This is a genomic window from Streptomyces tubbatahanensis (assembly GCF_022699385.1).
Taxonomy (GTDB): domain Bacteria; phylum Actinomycetota; class Actinomycetes; order Streptomycetales; family Streptomycetaceae; genus Streptomyces; species Streptomyces diacarni.
Window position 1 is genome coordinate 2,383,822 of the sequence record NZ_CP093846.1, and the last position, 15,716, is coordinate 2,399,537.

The 15,716-nt window shown below is 71.5% G+C and carries 11 protein-coding genes; 2 read left to right on the forward strand and 9 right to left on the reverse strand.

Annotated elements, in window-relative coordinates; genetic code table 11:
• Positions 1 to 15: 15 nt before the first annotated feature.
• Both MMF93_RS10280 and MMF93_RS10285 read right to left on the reverse strand, forming a co-directional pair.
• The gene (locus MMF93_RS10280; RefSeq protein WP_242757448.1) at positions 16 to 2,472 is read right to left on the reverse strand and encodes a phosphoribosyltransferase; all 2,457 of its coding nucleotides are present in this window, start codon (positions 2,470 to 2,472) and stop codon (positions 16 to 18) included.
• Between the two features lie 26 nt (positions 2,473 to 2,498).
• Positions 2,499 to 3,665, reverse strand: a complete 1,167-nt coding sequence (locus MMF93_RS10285) for an HpcH/HpaI aldolase/citrate lyase family protein (protein ID WP_242750886.1) — start codon at positions 3,663 to 3,665, stop codon at positions 2,499 to 2,501.
• A 228-nt stretch (positions 3,666 to 3,893) separates the two neighbouring features.
• Here MMF93_RS10285 and MMF93_RS10290 point away from each other — a divergent pair, with 228 nt between their 5' ends.
• A complete protein-coding gene (locus tag MMF93_RS10290) occupies positions 3,894 to 5,135 on the forward strand; it encodes a TerD family protein (RefSeq protein WP_242750887.1) in 1,242 nt (413 codons plus the stop codon).
• 174 nt (positions 5,136 to 5,309) lie between these two features.
• Here the strand turns inward: MMF93_RS10290 and MMF93_RS10295 are convergent, their stop codons facing one another.
• The 6 genes from MMF93_RS10295 to MMF93_RS10320 form a co-directional block, all read right to left on the reverse strand.
• Complete coding sequence (locus tag MMF93_RS10295) at positions 5,310 to 6,068, reverse strand: TerD family protein (protein ID WP_242750888.1); 759 nt, start codon at positions 6,066 to 6,068, stop codon at positions 5,310 to 5,312.
• A gap of 129 nt (positions 6,069 to 6,197) precedes the next feature.
• Positions 6,198 to 7,352, reverse strand: a complete 1,155-nt coding sequence (locus MMF93_RS10300; protein ID WP_242750890.1) for a DUF475 domain-containing protein — start codon at positions 7,350 to 7,352, stop codon at positions 6,198 to 6,200.
• A 153-nt stretch (positions 7,353 to 7,505) separates the two neighbouring features.
• A complete protein-coding gene (locus tag MMF93_RS10305; protein ID WP_114018375.1) occupies positions 7,506 to 8,084 on the reverse strand; it encodes a TerD family protein in 579 nt (192 codons plus the stop codon).
• A gap of 442 nt (positions 8,085 to 8,526) precedes the next feature.
• Complete coding sequence (locus MMF93_RS10310; protein ID WP_114018374.1) at positions 8,527 to 9,102, reverse strand: TerD family protein; 576 nt, start codon at positions 9,100 to 9,102, stop codon at positions 8,527 to 8,529.
• Between the two features lie 207 nt (positions 9,103 to 9,309).
• Positions 9,310 to 9,768 (reverse strand): peroxiredoxin, encoded by a 459-nt coding sequence (locus MMF93_RS10315; protein WP_242750891.1) that lies wholly within the window; start codon positions 9,766 to 9,768, stop codon positions 9,310 to 9,312.
• A gap of 1,493 nt (positions 9,769 to 11,261) precedes the next feature.
• Entirely contained in the window at positions 11,262 to 11,699 is a 438-nt protein-coding gene (locus MMF93_RS10320; RefSeq protein ID WP_114018372.1) for a DUF3052 domain-containing protein, read from the reverse strand.
• A gap of 507 nt (positions 11,700 to 12,206) precedes the next feature.
• Here MMF93_RS10320 and aceE point away from each other — a divergent pair.
• On the forward strand, positions 12,207 to 14,954 hold the full coding sequence (gene aceE, locus MMF93_RS10325; RefSeq protein WP_242750893.1) for a pyruvate dehydrogenase (acetyl-transferring), homodimeric type: 2,748 nt from the start codon (positions 12,207 to 12,209) through the stop codon (positions 14,952 to 14,954).
• A 142-nt stretch (positions 14,955 to 15,096) separates the two neighbouring features.
• Here aceE and MMF93_RS10330 read toward each other — a convergent pair whose 3' ends face one another.
• On the reverse strand, positions 15,097 to 15,603 hold the full coding sequence (locus MMF93_RS10330) for a peptidase inhibitor family I36 protein (protein ID WP_423835393.1): 507 nt from the start codon (positions 15,601 to 15,603) through the stop codon (positions 15,097 to 15,099).
• Positions 15,604 to 15,716: the final 113 nt, after the last annotated feature.

The window sequence follows — 15,716 nt, forward strand, 5'->3', positions numbered from 1 at the left end:
GCACCCGGCCTGGCGTCACCTGGCGGCCTTTCCGTCGGCGCCGGTGGCACCGCGCGTGTAGCGGGGGTGGATGATCCCGACGCAGGTGTAGGGCAGGTCGTCGGTCTCCTCGACGGGGACACCGCGCTGCTGGGCCAGGAGCCGTACGTGGTCGAGGTCGGCGCCGGCGCCGCGGCGGGCCAGTACGCGCCAGGGGACGCGGCGCAGCAGTACGCGTGTGGTCTCTCCGACGCCCGGTTTGATCAGGTTCACGTCGCCGATGCCGTAGTCCTCGCTGATGTGCTCGACGGCGCGCCAGCCGTCCCAGGTGGGGGTGCGGTCGGCGGCGGCGAGGGCCGCCACGTCCCGCAGCACGCCCTCCCGGACGTCGGGGAAGCGCTCGGCGACGGTGTCCACGAACAGCTGTGAGAGGTCGCTCGCAGCCAGCTCACGGTAGAACTTGGCGCCGTGGAAGTCGTGCGGGCCCACCAGGTCGGCGCGGAGCACGGTGCGGGATATCAGCCCCGAGACGGTCGAGTTGAGGCACGCCGAGGGGATCAGGAAGTCCTCGCGGGTGCCGTAGGTGCGCACACAGGAGCCGGGGTCGGCGAGGACGGCGGGCTCCGGGTTGAAGCGGGGGTGCGCGGCGAGCGCCTGGGCCAGCTCCCTGGTGATGGCGCCCTTGCCGGTCCAGCCGTCCACGAAGACGACGTCGGCCGGGTCGTGGTGGGCCGCCAGGTGGGCCAGCGCGCCGACGTCGATGCCGCGCCCGCGCACGATCGAGACGGCGTAGTGCGGCAGGTCCAGGCCGTGTGCGCGCTGTGCCCAGCGGCGCATCAGCACGCCGACGGGCGTGCCGGCGCGGGCCAGCGACACCAGAACGGGGCGGGGCCCGCGCTCGGCGAGCACCGTCTCGGTCACCGTGCCGACCGCGCGGGCCAGCCGCTCGGCCGAGGTCTCCAGCGCGCTGTGGAAGAGGCGCTGGTAGGCGGCGGAGGGCTGGTACTCGACGGGGAGCGACTCGGCGTAGTGGGCGCCGCCCGCCTGGATGGCCTCCTCGCGCTCCTCGGTGGGCGCCTCGAGATCGACGTCCGAGAGGTCGCGCAGCAGCCAGGCGACGTCTTCGGCTGCGTACGAGGAGAAGGCGGGCCCGTACAGCGGAGCGGGCGGGCGCTGCGGCTGCGGGGAGGGGGCGTGGGCGGGGACGACGGCCAGCAGCACGGTGGACGCGCATCCGGTGAGCTGGTCCAGCAGTCCGCCGGGCGCGTGCAGCGCGGGTGTGTCGCCCTCGCTGTCGACGACGGCGACGACGGCGTCGAAGCCCCCTCCCGCCACGTTGTAGGCGTACCGCTCCTGTGGTCCCGCGTGTGGGGGCGTGTCGTGCGCCGGGAAGCGCAGCGCCGTACGGATCGCGTAGCCGGGGTCGTCCACGGGCAGGACGGGCGAGCGGGTCGTGGTCGAGAAGCGGATCTCGGCGCGCCCCTCGGTGCGTTCCTCCACCGCGCGGGCGAGGAGCAGCGGCGTGTACATCAGCTCCTCGTTGCCGAGGAAGAGGACCCGGGCCGGTTTTCCGGCCGCCTCCGGGAGGGCGAGCGCGGAGCGTATCCGCTCCGCCATGGCGGGCAGCGCCGCCTCGAGCCGTGTCTGTGCGCGCGGGCCGAAGCCGTGGCGTCCGCCGTCCGGCAGCTGAGCGGGCCAGCCGAGCTCCACCCGCTGGGGCGTGCCCCTGGCCGGCGCCGTCGGCGCCGCGGGCGCTGCGCCGTGGGCCTCGACCAGTGCGCGGCCACGCGCCAGCACGTCGTCGGGGAGTTCGACCCGGCCCGAGGCGAGGGCCACCACGTCGACGCGGGCCCCCAGGTCGGCGGCGCACTTGTCCAGCGCGGCCACGTCCGCCTCGGCACGGGTGTCGACCAGGGCGGCGACGACGTACCGGGCGCGCGGTGCCGCGGCGTGCAGCGCCGCGATGGTGTTGCGCACCGTCCTGCCGGTGGACAGCTCGTCGTCGACCAGGACCAGCGGGCCGCCCGTGCGCAGCTGCTCGGGATCCTCGGGAAGCAGCAGGTGGGAGGTGGCGTGGCTGTGCTCCTCCTCGAAGCCGCCGAACCGCTCCACCCCCTCGACAGCGCGCCGGGTGGAGTGCAGGGCGCCCACGCGGCTGCCCATGGCGTGCGCGACGGTCAGTCCGAGCCCGGTGGCCGTCTCCGCGAAGCCCAGCACGGCGGAGCGTGCGGCCTCGTCGGCACCGAGCAGCGCGCGCACCTGTGCGCCCAGGCGGCGTCCCGCTCCCAGGACCGCCGCCGGACTCTGCGGCACGTGCTTGCCCAGGACGGTGGAGACCAGCAGGTGCGCCCGCTTGGGGTTGCGGCGCAGGGCGAGGCCCAGCAGTCCCCGCAGCCCCTCGTCCAGGCGCACGCCCAGCCGTTCTGACACCCACTCGCCCGGCCAGGCAGCGGCTTCCGCGCCGCCCGCGGCCCTCTCGCTCCGTCCGCGCACGTCCGCGTCACCCGGTGCGTTTCCGTTCACTTGACTCCCGCCGCCAGCAGTTCGACGAAGCTCACGCCCTCGCGCGCCACGCCGAAGACCTCGCCGCGCAGCAGCGTGCGCTCGGCCCAGGCGCGGTGCGGCTTCACCTCGTTCATCTTGTTCGTGTACGCGGAGCGCAGCACTCCGCCTCCGCCGCGCTCGGGGCGCAGCACGTCGGTCGCGTCGCAGAACTCCTCGTGGCTGACGACCGACAGCGCGTGCACGGGAGCCACGTGCGAGGGGTGGATGCAGGTCTTGCCGAGCAGGCCGTTGGCGCGGTCGAGGGCGATCTCGCGCAGCAGCCCGTCCATGTCGTGCTCGATCAACGCCGTGCGGATCTCCTCGGCGCGACCGCTCCGGAACGGACTCTGCCGCAGCTGCGGCTTGAACATTCTCTCCTGTGGCCGGAAATACTCCCACACGGGCCCGGTGACGGTGAACCCGGTGCCGTCGGCTCGGCCCAGCACGTTCACCACGTCCCCGATGACCGAGGCGACGATCTGCACGTCGTAAGCGGTCATGTCGGGGGTGCGGCGCAGCCCGTAGGCGGAGCAGAAGTCGGTGACGCCCAGCCGCAGTGCCAGGATCCGCTCGCGGTACTTCTCCAGCATGCGCGCGATACCCGCCAGGGTCGCCGGACGGGTCTCCCTGTGCAGCAGCTGCGGCGACTCCAGGACGGGCATCGCGAACAGCCGCCGCCCGCACGACGCCTCGGCCTCGGTGAGCGCCTCGAGGAACACCATCGAGTGTTCCTCGGTGAACTTGGGCAGCACGAAACCCGACAGCAGCCGCACCGCGGGGCCCAGCCTGCGCACCAGCCCGGTGATCTGCTCCGCCGCCCGCACCCGCACGAACAGCAGCGGAAGCTCCTCGCCGCCCGGTGCCTCGGCCAGCGCCCCCAGCTGGCGCACCAGATTCTCCTCGGCCCACGGCACGTCGGCGTCGGCTATCGAGTCCTCCAGGCACAGCACCATCGAGACCACGCCCCGGGCTGCCTGTTTGCGCACGTCGTCGGCCAGCTCCTCGCGGGTGGCCGGGCTGTAGAGCGTCGCGCCGAGCGCCACCGCCAGGGTGCTCACGGGCGCGTCCGCCGTGAACTCCGCCGGTGGGCGGTGGAAGAGCGCCCCAAGACGCTCGGGCGTCAGGTGCCGGAAGTGCCGCATGAAGTCCCCGTCTCGCCGATCTCGCGTGCCGCGCGGCCGTCCGCAGCCGGCTCCGTGCGCTCCTCCCGCGGGGTGCCGCGGTGGCCGTACGGCTGCTCATCGTACGTACGAGGACCGCGGCGGAGTTCCCCGCTCCGCCCTTCACACCGCGGACACGTACGGGTGGCCGCCCCGCCCGGTGCCCGTCCCGCGTTGTCGCGGCCGTGTCCGCGGGGGCAGGATGAAGACATGACGCACGCGATGACGAAGGGTTCGAACATCCAGCTGGAGACCACGGCCGTGCGTGCCGTGCTCTGCTGGGCGCCCGGTACCGGCGTGCCCGACGTCGATGCCTCAGCGCTGCTGCTGGGCGCGGACGGCCGGGTCAGAACCGACGACGACTTCGTCTTCTACAACCAGCCCCGGCACCCCTCGGGGCTGGTACGGCACCTCGCCAAGAAGCGCGAGCCGGAGGGGCTGCGGGACACCGTCGAGGCGGACCTGGCGGCCCTGGACGAGACCGTGGACCGCGTACTGCTGGCCGCCTCGGCGGACGGCGGCACCTTCGCCGCCGTCCGCGAGCTGCGGCTGCTGCTGCACGACGCGGGAGCGCGGAACGGCACGGCGGACACCGCCAGCGGCACGGGAGGGAGCGCGCACATGAACGGCACGGCAGGGGCACAGCTGCTGGCACGCTTCGACATCGAACCGGAGACCGGCGCGGAGACGGCCATGGTCTGCGGCGAGCTGTACCGGCGCGGCGACGGATGGAAGTTCCGGGCCCTCGGACAGGGGTACGACACGGGGCTGATCGGCCTCGCCACTCAGTTCGGCATCTCCGTGGACGAGACGGACGGCGCCGAGGGGAACGCGCCGGGACAGGCCCGGCGCCCCGAGCGGGACCCCGACGCCACGGTCGCCCACGTACCGGGCCCCGACACCGTCGGCGCCGACGACTTCGCCCTGCGGCCGCCCGTCGGCACCGTCCCCCAGCCGCCGCCGGAACCGCACCCCGAGCCCTCACCGCACCCGGTGCCGCCCGAGCCGCAGCCCGAGCCGTCGCCCCGGCCCGAGCCCGGGCCACCGCCCGGACCTCCGGGACCCGGGCCCCGGCCCGAGCCGGTGCCGCCGGGACCGCCGCCGGGGCCCACCCCGGGCCCCGGTCCCGCGCCCGATCCTGGCCCGCCGCCGCAGCCGCCCTCCCCCGAACCGCCGCAGCCCACCCCGCAGCCGGACCCGGCGGGGGTGGCGGCGGGCGTCGCCACGGCGTCCCTGCCGCCGCAGGGAGCCCCGCCGTTCGGTCCGCAGGGTGCCCAGTCCATCCCGGCCCCGCCTGCCCACCAGCCCGCCTACGGCTACCCCCAGCCGCCCCAGCAGCCTCCGACGACCCAGCCTGCGTACGGTTACCCGCAGCCCACCTACGGTTACCCGCAGCCCGACCCGGCGTTCGCGCTGCCGCCCCAGGGGCCGCAGTTCCTCACCCAGCGCTGAGGGCTCCCCACACGCGGGTGCGCGTCCTCGCAGGGACCCGAGCATGAAGGGCCGAGGTCTCGGTCTTACCCGTGTCACCAGCGCGTGAGTGCGCCCCCAGCCCGCCCGTACCAGCACCAGGGCCCCGGCCAGTACCGGCCGGGGCCCTCACGCGTGTTCCGTACCGCCCGTGCCTCAGACCTTCTGCGTCTTGTAGCCCCGGCCCCACTGGAGACCCCAGCCGTAGAGCCGGTCCAGCTCGGCCTGGAAACCGTAGACGTAGCGCACCTCGCGCCGTACCCGCAGCTCTCCCTTGACGTTCTCCATCAGCAGCACGGCACACGAACGCGCCTGCGGCGCCCGCTCGTCCAGCCCGACCTCCACACGGGGGCCATTGCTCGGGAAGATCGAGACGATGGCGTGCGTACGGTCGAACGCCGGGGTGCCGTCGTAGATGTAGACGAAGAACAGCAGCCGCCTGATCTCGTCCTTGTGGTCGAGGTTGATGTAGATGGTCTCGCCCGACGGCGAGCCGAACCGGTCGTCACCGGTGAGCTTGACGTAGGGCGGCGCGTTCCAGTCCCCCAGGAAGTTGCCGAGCGGCTGGACGACGCCCTTGCTGCCGTCCACCAACTCGTACATGCACGCCAGGTCGAGGTCGACGTTGACGACCCCCTGCGTGTGCCCCTGCACGGCGTGCGGCCTCAGCGCCCGCAGGGGATGCCGCAGCGAGCCGCTGCTCCGTGAGCGCCCGTCCAGATCCGAACTGCGCATCCGCCACGACAGATTGACCCGCATGCTGCCGCTGTCCGCACCCTGCTTGGTCAGCGACAGCTCGGAGTGCCGTTTGGTCAGCTCCACCGCGTACGTCGAAGGACCGCCGACCGTGTCGAACTTCGGTCCGCGCCGGGACATGCCCACACCGCGCCGCCAGTTCTCCCACAGGGAGACCATCCCGCACCCCCAACTCCTGCTCGGAACGCCCACTCACGCCACGGGGCGGCTCCGGGGCGCCGCGGACCCGACAGGGTCCGCACCACCGCGAAGCCGCCCCGCTGGGAGCGTTCCTCGTTCTTCAGCCGGTCACACGCGCGAGGCCGCCTCGGATTGCTCGCTCTCGTCCCCGTCGCCGCCTTCTCCCCCAGCAGCCTCGATGGCACGGTTGCGCCGCACCGAGGACCAGAACGACAGGGCGATCAGTACGACACCGACCAGACCGGTGACCACCTCGTTGATCTGGAACTTGATCGTGACGAGCAGGATGACGGACAGGGCACCGATGGCGTAGTGCGCGCCGTGCTCCAGGTAGACGTAGTCGTCCAACGTCCCCTGGCGCACCAGATAGACCGTGAGCGACCTGACGTACATCGCGCCGATGCCCAGACCGAGCGCCATCCAGAAGATGTGGTTGGTGATCGCGAAGGCGCCGATGACCCCGTCGAAGGAGAACGAGGCGTCCAGCACCTCCAGGTAGAGGAACATGAAGAAGGCGGCCTTGCCCGCCAGCCCGACGGCCGTCGGCTTCTTCCCCGCGCGCTTGGCCGCTTCCTCCTCTTCCTGCTCGCGCTCCTCTTCCTCCTCCAGCTTGTCCTCGAAGTGCCCGGAGAGGCCGCCGACGATCAGATACGTGATCAAGCCCGCGATACCGGCGAGCAGCACCGTGCCGGACTTGTCGGCGTGCGCGCCGGCGTGCTGGTGGGCTGCGGTGGCCAGAGTGGTGGCGGCCACCAGCAGCGCGATCAGCGCGATGCAGACGGAGAGGCCGTTGACCTTACCGAGCCGCGAGAGCGGACGCTCCAGCCAGCTGATCCACGTGTGTTCCCGCTCGTCGAAGATGAAGTCCAGGAAGATCATCAGCAGGAACATCCCGCCGAACGCGGCGATGGCCGGATGCGCGTCCGTGACCAGCTGCTCATAGCGGTCCGGATTGTCGAGCGCGACCTGCACGGCCTCGATCGGGCCTACCTGGGCGGTGATCGCGACGATAATGACCGGAAAGACCAGCCGCATGCCGAATACCGCGATAAGAATGCCGATCGTGAGGAAGATCTTCTGCCAGAAGGCGTTCATCTTCTTCAGCACGCCGGCGTTGACGACCGCGTTGTCGAACGACAGCGAGATCTCCAGGATGGACAGGATCGCCACGAGGGCGAACGCCTCCCACCCCCAGAAGAACGCCGCTGCGGCAAGTCCGACGGCTGTCACGCCGAAGGACCAGCCAAAGGTTTTCAGGAGCACTGGCTTCCCAATCCGGTATCCGGTCTACGTGTGTTCACAAAACGCCATGACGGCCGAGCCGGCCGTGACGACAAAAGCGCCCGAAGACGACAGAGATGTCGAAAACGACCAAGGCATCGAAGACGACCAAGGCGTCGAAGACATCAGTGGCCCTCAGGCGACATTGACGCCGAAGTCTAGAGCGATGCCCCGCAGCCCTGAGGCGTAACCCTGGCCGACTGCACGGAATTTCCACTCCCCGTTATAGCGATAGAGCTCCCCGAAGATCATCGCCGTCTCCGAGGACGCGTCCTCCGTCAGGTCGTAACGGGCCAGCTCCACACCGTCAGCCTGATTGACGACCCGGATGTAGGCGTCGGTGACCTGCCCGAAGGTCTGGTGGCGGTTCTCCGCGTCATAGATCGAGACGGGGAAGACCACCTTGTCGACCTGGGCGGGGACCAGCGACAGGTCCACCAGGACCGTCTCGTCGTCCCCACCGCCCGTGCCACCGACCAGCTCGTCGCCGGTGTGCTCCACAGAGCCCTCGGGGCTCTTGAGGTTGTTGTAGAAGATGAAGTACTCGTCACCCATGACCCGGCCGCCCGAGCACAACAGCGCACTGGCGTCGAGGTCGAAATCAGCACCCGTCGTGGAACGGGCCTTCCAGCCGAGACCGATCTGGACCTGGGTCAGATTCGGTGCGGCCTTCGAGAGGGAGACGTTTCCCCCCTTGGCGAGCGTCACGCTCATGTTCGATGTTCCTCTCCCCGGCTCTTCCGGCTAGCCCCGGCTCTCCCGTTCCCGGCCCACGGCCGGCTTTCTCGTTCCCGGCCCACGGCCGGCTTTCTCGTTTCCGGCCCACGGCCGGCTCTTCCGTCTCCCGGCCCGACGGCCGGCCTTCTCCGCCTCCCGACCCACAGCCCGAGCGGCGTGCGCGTCTGTGGGCCCACACTCGTTGCGGCGCTTTGCGTCTGGCGGCCACTTCGGTCCACTCCGGTCCGCGTGCGGCCGGAGCGGTGCCCCGTGGTGCCCCGCGATGCCCCGCGGTGCCCTCAGTGTGTCCGTACCAGCGGGCGCCGCACACCTCCCGGTTACGGAAGCCTGCGGCGCCCGTGGCTGCCGGTCCCTGGCAGCGCGCCCCGCCGGCCCGACACTCGGGCCGGCGGGGCGCGAGGTACCCGCCCTGGGTTCCTCAGACGTTCACGCCGAAGTCCTGCGCGATACCGCGCAGGCCCGAGGCGTAGCCCTGGCCGATAGCGCGGAACTTCCACTCGGCACCGTGCCGGTAGAGCTCCCCGAAGACCATGGCCGTCTCGGTCGACGCGTCCTCGCTGAGGTCGTAGCGCGCCAGCTCGTTGTTGTCCGCCTGGTTGACGACGCGGATGTAGGCGTTGCGCACCTGGCCGAAGCTCTGCTGACGGCTCTCCGCCTCGTAGATCGAGACGGGAAAGACGATCTTGTCGACGTCGGCAGGCACTCCCGCGAGGTTCACCTTGATGACCTCGTCGTCGCCTTCGCCCTCACCGGTGAGGTTGTCACCGGTGTGCTCGACCGAGCCGTCGGGGCTCTTGAGGTTGTTGAAGAACACGAAGTTCTGGTCGTTGCCGACCTTGCCCTCCGGATTCGTCAGCAGGGCGCTCGCGTCGAGGTCGAAATCGGCGCCGGTGGTCGTGCGCGCGTCCCATCCCAGACCGACGATGACCGCCGTCAGGTTCGGGGCCTCCTTGGTCAGCGAGACGTTGCCGCCCTTGCTGAGGCTGACTCCCACGAGTCCTCCTGGTCAGTTGTTCGTGAGGAGCACTGCGTGCCCCCGTTTTCGGATGCCGTCAGATCAACGATTCGATCCTAGTGAGCGGTTCCCCGGGACACAGCCCTCTTACCGAGCTGATCCGGGTTGCACCGGGCGTCACCGGGGGCGCCCGGAAGCGCCGTCCCGGCGCGGCGAGACGGCGGTGGCGTGCGGTGACGCACGTACTCAGAGGCTCTCGAGAGCCTTGACGTAGTCGTTGAGGTCCCGCGCGTCGGGCAGACCGTTCACCACGGTCCAGCGGACGACGCCCTCCTTGTCGATGACGAAAGTGCCACGCACCGCGCAGCCCTTCTCCTCGTCGAAGACGCCATAGGCGCGCGAGGCCTCACCGTGCGGCCAGAAGTCGGACAGCAGCGGGTACTCCAGACCCTCCTGCTCCGCGAAGACACGCAGCGCGAAGGGCGAGTCGTTGGAGACCGCGAGCAGCTGCACCTCGTCGTTGACGAACTGCGGCAGCTCGTCCCGCAGGGCGCACAGCTCACCAGTGCACACCCCGGTGAAGGCGAAGGGGTAGAAGAGCAGGACGACGTTCTTCTTGCCCTGGAAGTCCGAGAGCCGCACGGCCTGGCCGTGCTGGTCCTTGAGCTCGATGTCGGGGGCCTTGGTGCCGGCCTCGATCGCCATTGGCACATTCCCTTCGGTGGACGGGACAAAGTTGCCCCCACCCTATGCACCAGCCCCTGACCGCCGGGCGGCGGTCAGGGGGGACGGAGGGGCGGCAGCCCCGGTCCCCCCCCCGGCTGCCACCCCGGGTGCGGCCTAGCTGCCGCGGCGGGCCCCCTGGCTCGCGGCCAGGGGCCCGCCGCCGCCTGGGGCAGGGCCTGTGGCTTGCCGCCAGGTGGCCGCCCGGGACGTGGCCAGGTGGCCGCCCGACTGCCATCCGGGGCGAGACCTGGTCGCCGCCCGGGGGCCCATTGCCACCTGGGGCGCGGCATGGCTCGCCACCCGGGACGGGACCTGACTCGCCGGCCCACCCGAAGCGCGGCCCGGTGGCCGCCCAGCTGCCATCCGGGGCGAGACCTGGTCGCCGCCCGAGGACCCGCTACCACCTGGGGCGCGGCATGACTTACCACCCGGGACGGGGCCTGACTCGCCGGCCCACCCGAAGCGCGGCCAGGTGGCCGCCCGGGGCGCGGCCAGGTGGCCGCCCGAGGCTGGACCCGGCTGCCACCCGAGGCGCGGCGCGGCCCGGTGGCCGCCCGGGACGTCAGCTGGCTGCCACCCGGGGCACGGGCCTGGCTGCCGCGCGAGGTGGACCCGGCTGCCACCCGGGGCGTGGTCTGGCTGCGCCCGGGGCGGGGCCTGGCTTGTCGTCCGGGACGCGGCCCGGTTGCCGTCCGGGCGCGGTCAGGGTCGATGTCGGGAATCAGGCGCTGCGGAGCAAGCACCGGGCTAGCGGGGGGAGACCGCGCACCACAGGGAACAGAGAGATCGGTGCCGGAGCCACACGCCGCAGGTTCGCAGTCGGGGCGGGAAGTCGCAGCCTCGGGGCGGTCGGGTGCTCGACGGCGGAGCCTCGGTGAGGAGACAGCTCTGAGCCAGCGCTCCGGCCCGAGCCGGTGCTCACACCGAGCAGGTGCCCGCGCCGAGCGCGCTCGCGAAGTGGGGTCCGGGGCTGGTCAGCACCGCCCCGGTCGGCGCGGCCAGGCGTCCGGGGCACTCGTGCGGGGGCACGGGCGCTGCCGGGTCGGTCCGTGCCTCGTTCGAGTCACGGGGCGCCCGCTCGCAGGGGCGCGCTCAACCACGACGCGGACGGCCGGCGCGAGGCCGCCGCCTCAGCCTTCCGGAGGCGTCACCGCAGCCGCCGGGCGGCGACTCGGGCCGGATCGGCTCAAGATCCAGTGCCGGGCCTCTCAGGGACAGGGGCTCCGGGAGCGAAGCACCGCGACGTCTCGATCACCACGTGCTGTCCGGACGTGGACGCCCGGTGGCCCGGGCTACCGGGGCCGACGGGCGCGGAGGGCCCGCCCCAAGGCGCCGAGGTCCGTGGCGCTCGGGGCACACGTCGGGCCCCGGTGCGGCGCGGAGGGATCCGAGTCGCACCGGGGCCGGCTCGCATGCACGGACATGCACAGGGCGGGGTGCCCGCGGCGACGGGGGCGCTGTCGCGCCGTCGCTCAGCGCTTGTTCGGAGCGCCCTTCGGGGTGACCAGGCGGCTGCCCGTCCAGTCCTTCGCCGCGTTGAAGCTCTTGGTCTGGGACAGGCCCGCGGTCTTGGACGCCTCGCCGATCTCACTGGGCTCGACGTAGCCCTCGCGCCCCGTCTTCGGGGTCAGCAGCCAGACGGGTGCGCCTTCGTCGATCATCGTGATCGCGTCCACCAGCGCGTCCGTCAGATCACCGTCCTCGTCGCGGAACCACAGCACCACGGCGTCGGCCACATCGTCGTACTCCTCGTCGACCAGCTCCGTGCCGGTGCTCTCCTCGATGGACTCGCGGAGCTCCTGGTCGACGTCGTCGTCGTAGCCGATCTCCTGGACCACCTGTCCGGGCTGGAAACCCAGCCTTGCGGCGGGGTTGGTCCGCTCCTCCGCGTGGTCCGCGGTCGCGCTCACGGATTGCCTCCAGTCATGTCTTGCGAATATGGGGTTGAGCCTCGCGCGTACGCGAAGCATGGGCCGTAGTCCACACGGGCGGGCCGGATCACGCAAGTACCCGGCCGTCGATCCCGCACAAACGTTGACGTGTCATCCCACAATGCCTGATCGAGAGTGGTTCGGGCCACATTGCGATCGCCGCGATCCGCCAGGTTTGCCCCGGCTGTGCCGGGGGAGCCGTAGGGGTGCACCCGGGGCCGAACGGACGTTTGGGGTGGTCGGAGCGGAGAGCGGGCCCGCATCCCCGATGGGCTTAAGGTGGCGGTTTGACCGCCTCGTCGCCCGAGCGCGACCCGGCTGCCGGCCCGTCTCAGGATCCGCCGGGTTACCTCTCGGTACAGATGACGTCACAGCACCAGCGGTACACGATGGAGGCGGCGCGAGGCCCCCTCCGGCAGGAAGGCACGGCGTGCGCCGCCGCCCGGCTCGCAGAGCACCACACGACCGATACAGCGAAGGAACAGCGTGGCTTCCGGATCCGATCGCAACCCGATCATCATTGGCGGCCTTCCCAGCCAGGTCCCGGATTTCGATCCCGAAGAAACCCAGGAATGGCTCGACTCGCTCGACGCCGCCGTCGACGAGCGAGGCCGGGAACGCGCCCGCTACCTCATGCTCCGGCTCATCGAACGCGCCCGCGAGAAGCGCGTGGCCGTTCCGGAGATGCGCAGCACGGACTACGTCAACACCATCGCGACCAAGGACGAGCCGTTCTTCCCCGGCAACGAGGAGATCGAGCGGAAGGTCCTGAACGCGACCCGCTGGAACGCGGCCGTGATGGTCTCCCGCGCCCAGCGCCCCGGTATCGGGGTGGGCGGGCACATCGCCACCTTCGCCTCTTCCGCCTCCCTGTACGACGTGGGCTTCAACCACTTCTTCCGGGGCAAGGACGAGGGCGACGGCGGCGACCAGGTCTTCTTCCAGGGGCACGCCTCCCCCGGCATCTACGCCCGCGCCTATCTGCTCGACCGGCTCTCCGAGGCGCAGCTCGACGGGTTCCGGCAGGAGAAGAGCAAGGCGCCCCACGGCCTCTCCAGCTATCCGCACCCGCGGTTGATGCCGGACTTCTGGGAGTTCCCCACCGTCTCCATGGGCCTCGGCCCGATCGGGGCGATCCACCAGGCGCGGATGAACCGCTACATGGAGGCTCGGGGAATCGCCGACACCTCCACGTCGCGGGTGTGGGCCTTCCTCGGGGACGGCGAGATGGACGAGCCCGAGTCCCTCGGACAGCTGTCCCTGGCGGCTCGCGAGGGACTGGACAACCTCACCTTCGTCATCAACTGCAATCTCCAGCGCCTCGACGGGCCGGTGCGCGGCAACGGCAAGGTGATCCAGGAGCTGGAGTCCTACTTCCGGGGCGCCGGCTGGAACGTGATCAAGCTGGTGTGGGACCGCTCCTGGGACCCGCTGCTGGCGCAGGACCGGGACGGTGTGCTGGTCAACAAGCTGAACACCACGCCGGACGGGCAGTTCCAGACCTACGCGACCGAGAGCGGCGCCTACATCCGCGAGCACTTCTTCGGCGGTGACCAGCGGCTGCGCTCGATGGCGGAGAACATGACCGACGACCAGCTGCTGCATCTCGGCCGCGGCGGACACGACCACCGCAAGGTCTATGCCGCCTACAAGGCCGCGGCCGAGCACAAGGGGCAGCCGACCGTCATCCTGGCGCAGACGATCAAGGGCTGGACGCTGGGCCCCAACTTCGAGGGCCGCAACGCCACGCACCAGATGAAGAAGCTGACGGCCGACGACCTCAAGCACTTCCGCGACCGGCTGCACCTGCCGATCCCGGACAAGGAGCTGGAGTCGGGGGCGCCGCCCTACTACCACCCGGGCCGGGACTCGGAGGAGATCCAGTACATGCACGACCGCCGCCAGGAGTGCGGCGGCTACGTGCCGACACGGATCAACAGGGCCAAGCCGCTCCAGCTTCCGGACGAGAAGGCCTACGCCGCGCTGAAGAAGGGATCCGGGCAGCAGGAGATCGCCACGACCATGGCGTTCGTACGGCTGTTGAAGGACCTCATGCGGGACAAGGAGGTCGGCAGGCGCTTCGTGCCGATCGCGCCCGACGAGTACCGCACCTTCGGGATGGACTCCTTCTTCCCCTCGGCGAAGATCTACAACCCGCTCGGGCAGCTGTACGAGTCCGTGGACCGCGAGCTGCTGCTCGCCTACAAGGAGTCGCCCACCGGGCAGATGCTGCACGACGGCATCTCCGAGGCGGGCTGCATCGCCGCGGCCATCGCCGCCGGGTCGGCCTATGCCACCCACGGCGAGCCGCTGATTCCGATCTACGTCTTCTACTCGATGTTCGGTTTCCAGCGGACCGGCGACCAGTTCTGGCAGATGGGCGACCAGCTGGCACGCGGTTTCGTGCTGGGTGCCACCGCCGGGCGCACCACGCTGACCGGCGAGGGTCTGCAGCACGCCGACGGCCACTCGCAGCTGCTCGCCTCCACGAACCCGGCCGTCGTCGCCTACGATCCGGCGTTCGGTTTCGAGATCTCCCACATCGTCCAGGACGGGCTCCGGCGGATGTACGGCTCCAGCGAGGAGCACCCGCAGGGTGAGGACGTCTTCTACTACCTCACCGTCTACAACGAGCCCATCCGGCAGCCGGCCGAGCCCGAGAACGTGGACGCCGAGGGCATCCTCAAGGGCCTCTACCGCTACCGGGCGGGCGAGCGGGGGACCCACTCCGCGCAGATCCTCGCCTCCGGGGTGGCGCTGCCCTGGGCGCTGGAGGCGCAGCGCCTCCTCGCCGACGAGTGGGACGTGAAGGCCGACGTGTGGTCGGCGACCTCCTGGAACGAGCTGCGGCGCGAGGCCGTGGCGGTCGAGGAGCACAACCTGCTGAACCCGGAGGAGGAGCAGCGCGTCCCCTACGTCACGCGCAAGCTCCAGGGGGCGGAAGGCCCCAAGGTGGCGGTCTCCGACTGGATGCGGGCCGTGCCCGACCAGATCGCCCGCTGGGTGCCGGGCACCTACCAGTCGCTGGGAGCGGACGGCTTCGGCTTCGCCGACACCCGTGGCGCCGCCCGGCGCTTCTTCCACATCGACGCTCAGTCGATCGTGCTCGGCGTGCTGACCGAACTGGCCAGGGAGGGAAAGGTGGACCGCTCCGCCCTCAAGCAGGCGATCGACCGCTACGACCTGCTCGAGGTGGCGTCGGCCGACCCGGGCACCGCGGGCGGCGACGCCTGAGTCCGCCGCGCGGTGCGGGAAGCCGGCCGGCTTCCCGCACCGGCCTGGCGGCCGGGCGCGCTCCCGTGCTGGATCACACCCGGCCGCTCGGCCAGGCGCCGCGCCGAGTGCCACGGCGGCAGCCCTGCGCGCGGTGCGCATCTCAGTGCTCCCACACCTTGAACGCGCGAGCCTTGTAGGGCAGCTCGGGCGTCCAGGAGCCGGACGGGTAGGTGTCGAACTCCGCCGTCTCCGCGCACTCCTCGCTCTGGTAAAGCGTGACGGGGCGGCCTGTGCGGTTGGCCGCCGACTCGACGGCGGCCCCGTCCGGCACCGGCGTGCAGCTCTCGATGTCGATCCCGCGCAGCTCGTAGGTCCGCGGCTTGCCCTTGAACCGGGCCTGCTTCCACAGGCACAGCTCTCCCGTCCCGCACTTGCCCAGCTCGGGCCCCGCGCCCGCCCGGGCCGGTGCCGCGGCCTGCCGCGCCCCGGCCTGCTCAGCGGCGGCCGTCTCGGCACCGACCGGCTGTGCCGCGACCGCGAGCGCGGCCGTGGCGAGCGCGGCCACCGCCGCGGCTCCCGCCCCGACCCTGGCGCTGCGGCCCCCTCCGCGCGGGCTCCGCGGGCCACCCTGGGCTCGCAGGTCACTCACGCCTCGCGTACTGCGCATGCCTCGCATGCTGATCACTCCCCCCGCTCAGGGCCGGGCACTCGATCGCCCGGCGCCTGACCAGCATCTCCGTGCCGGGAGGAGCCCGCCAAGAGCAAACGGCCCGGTTCACC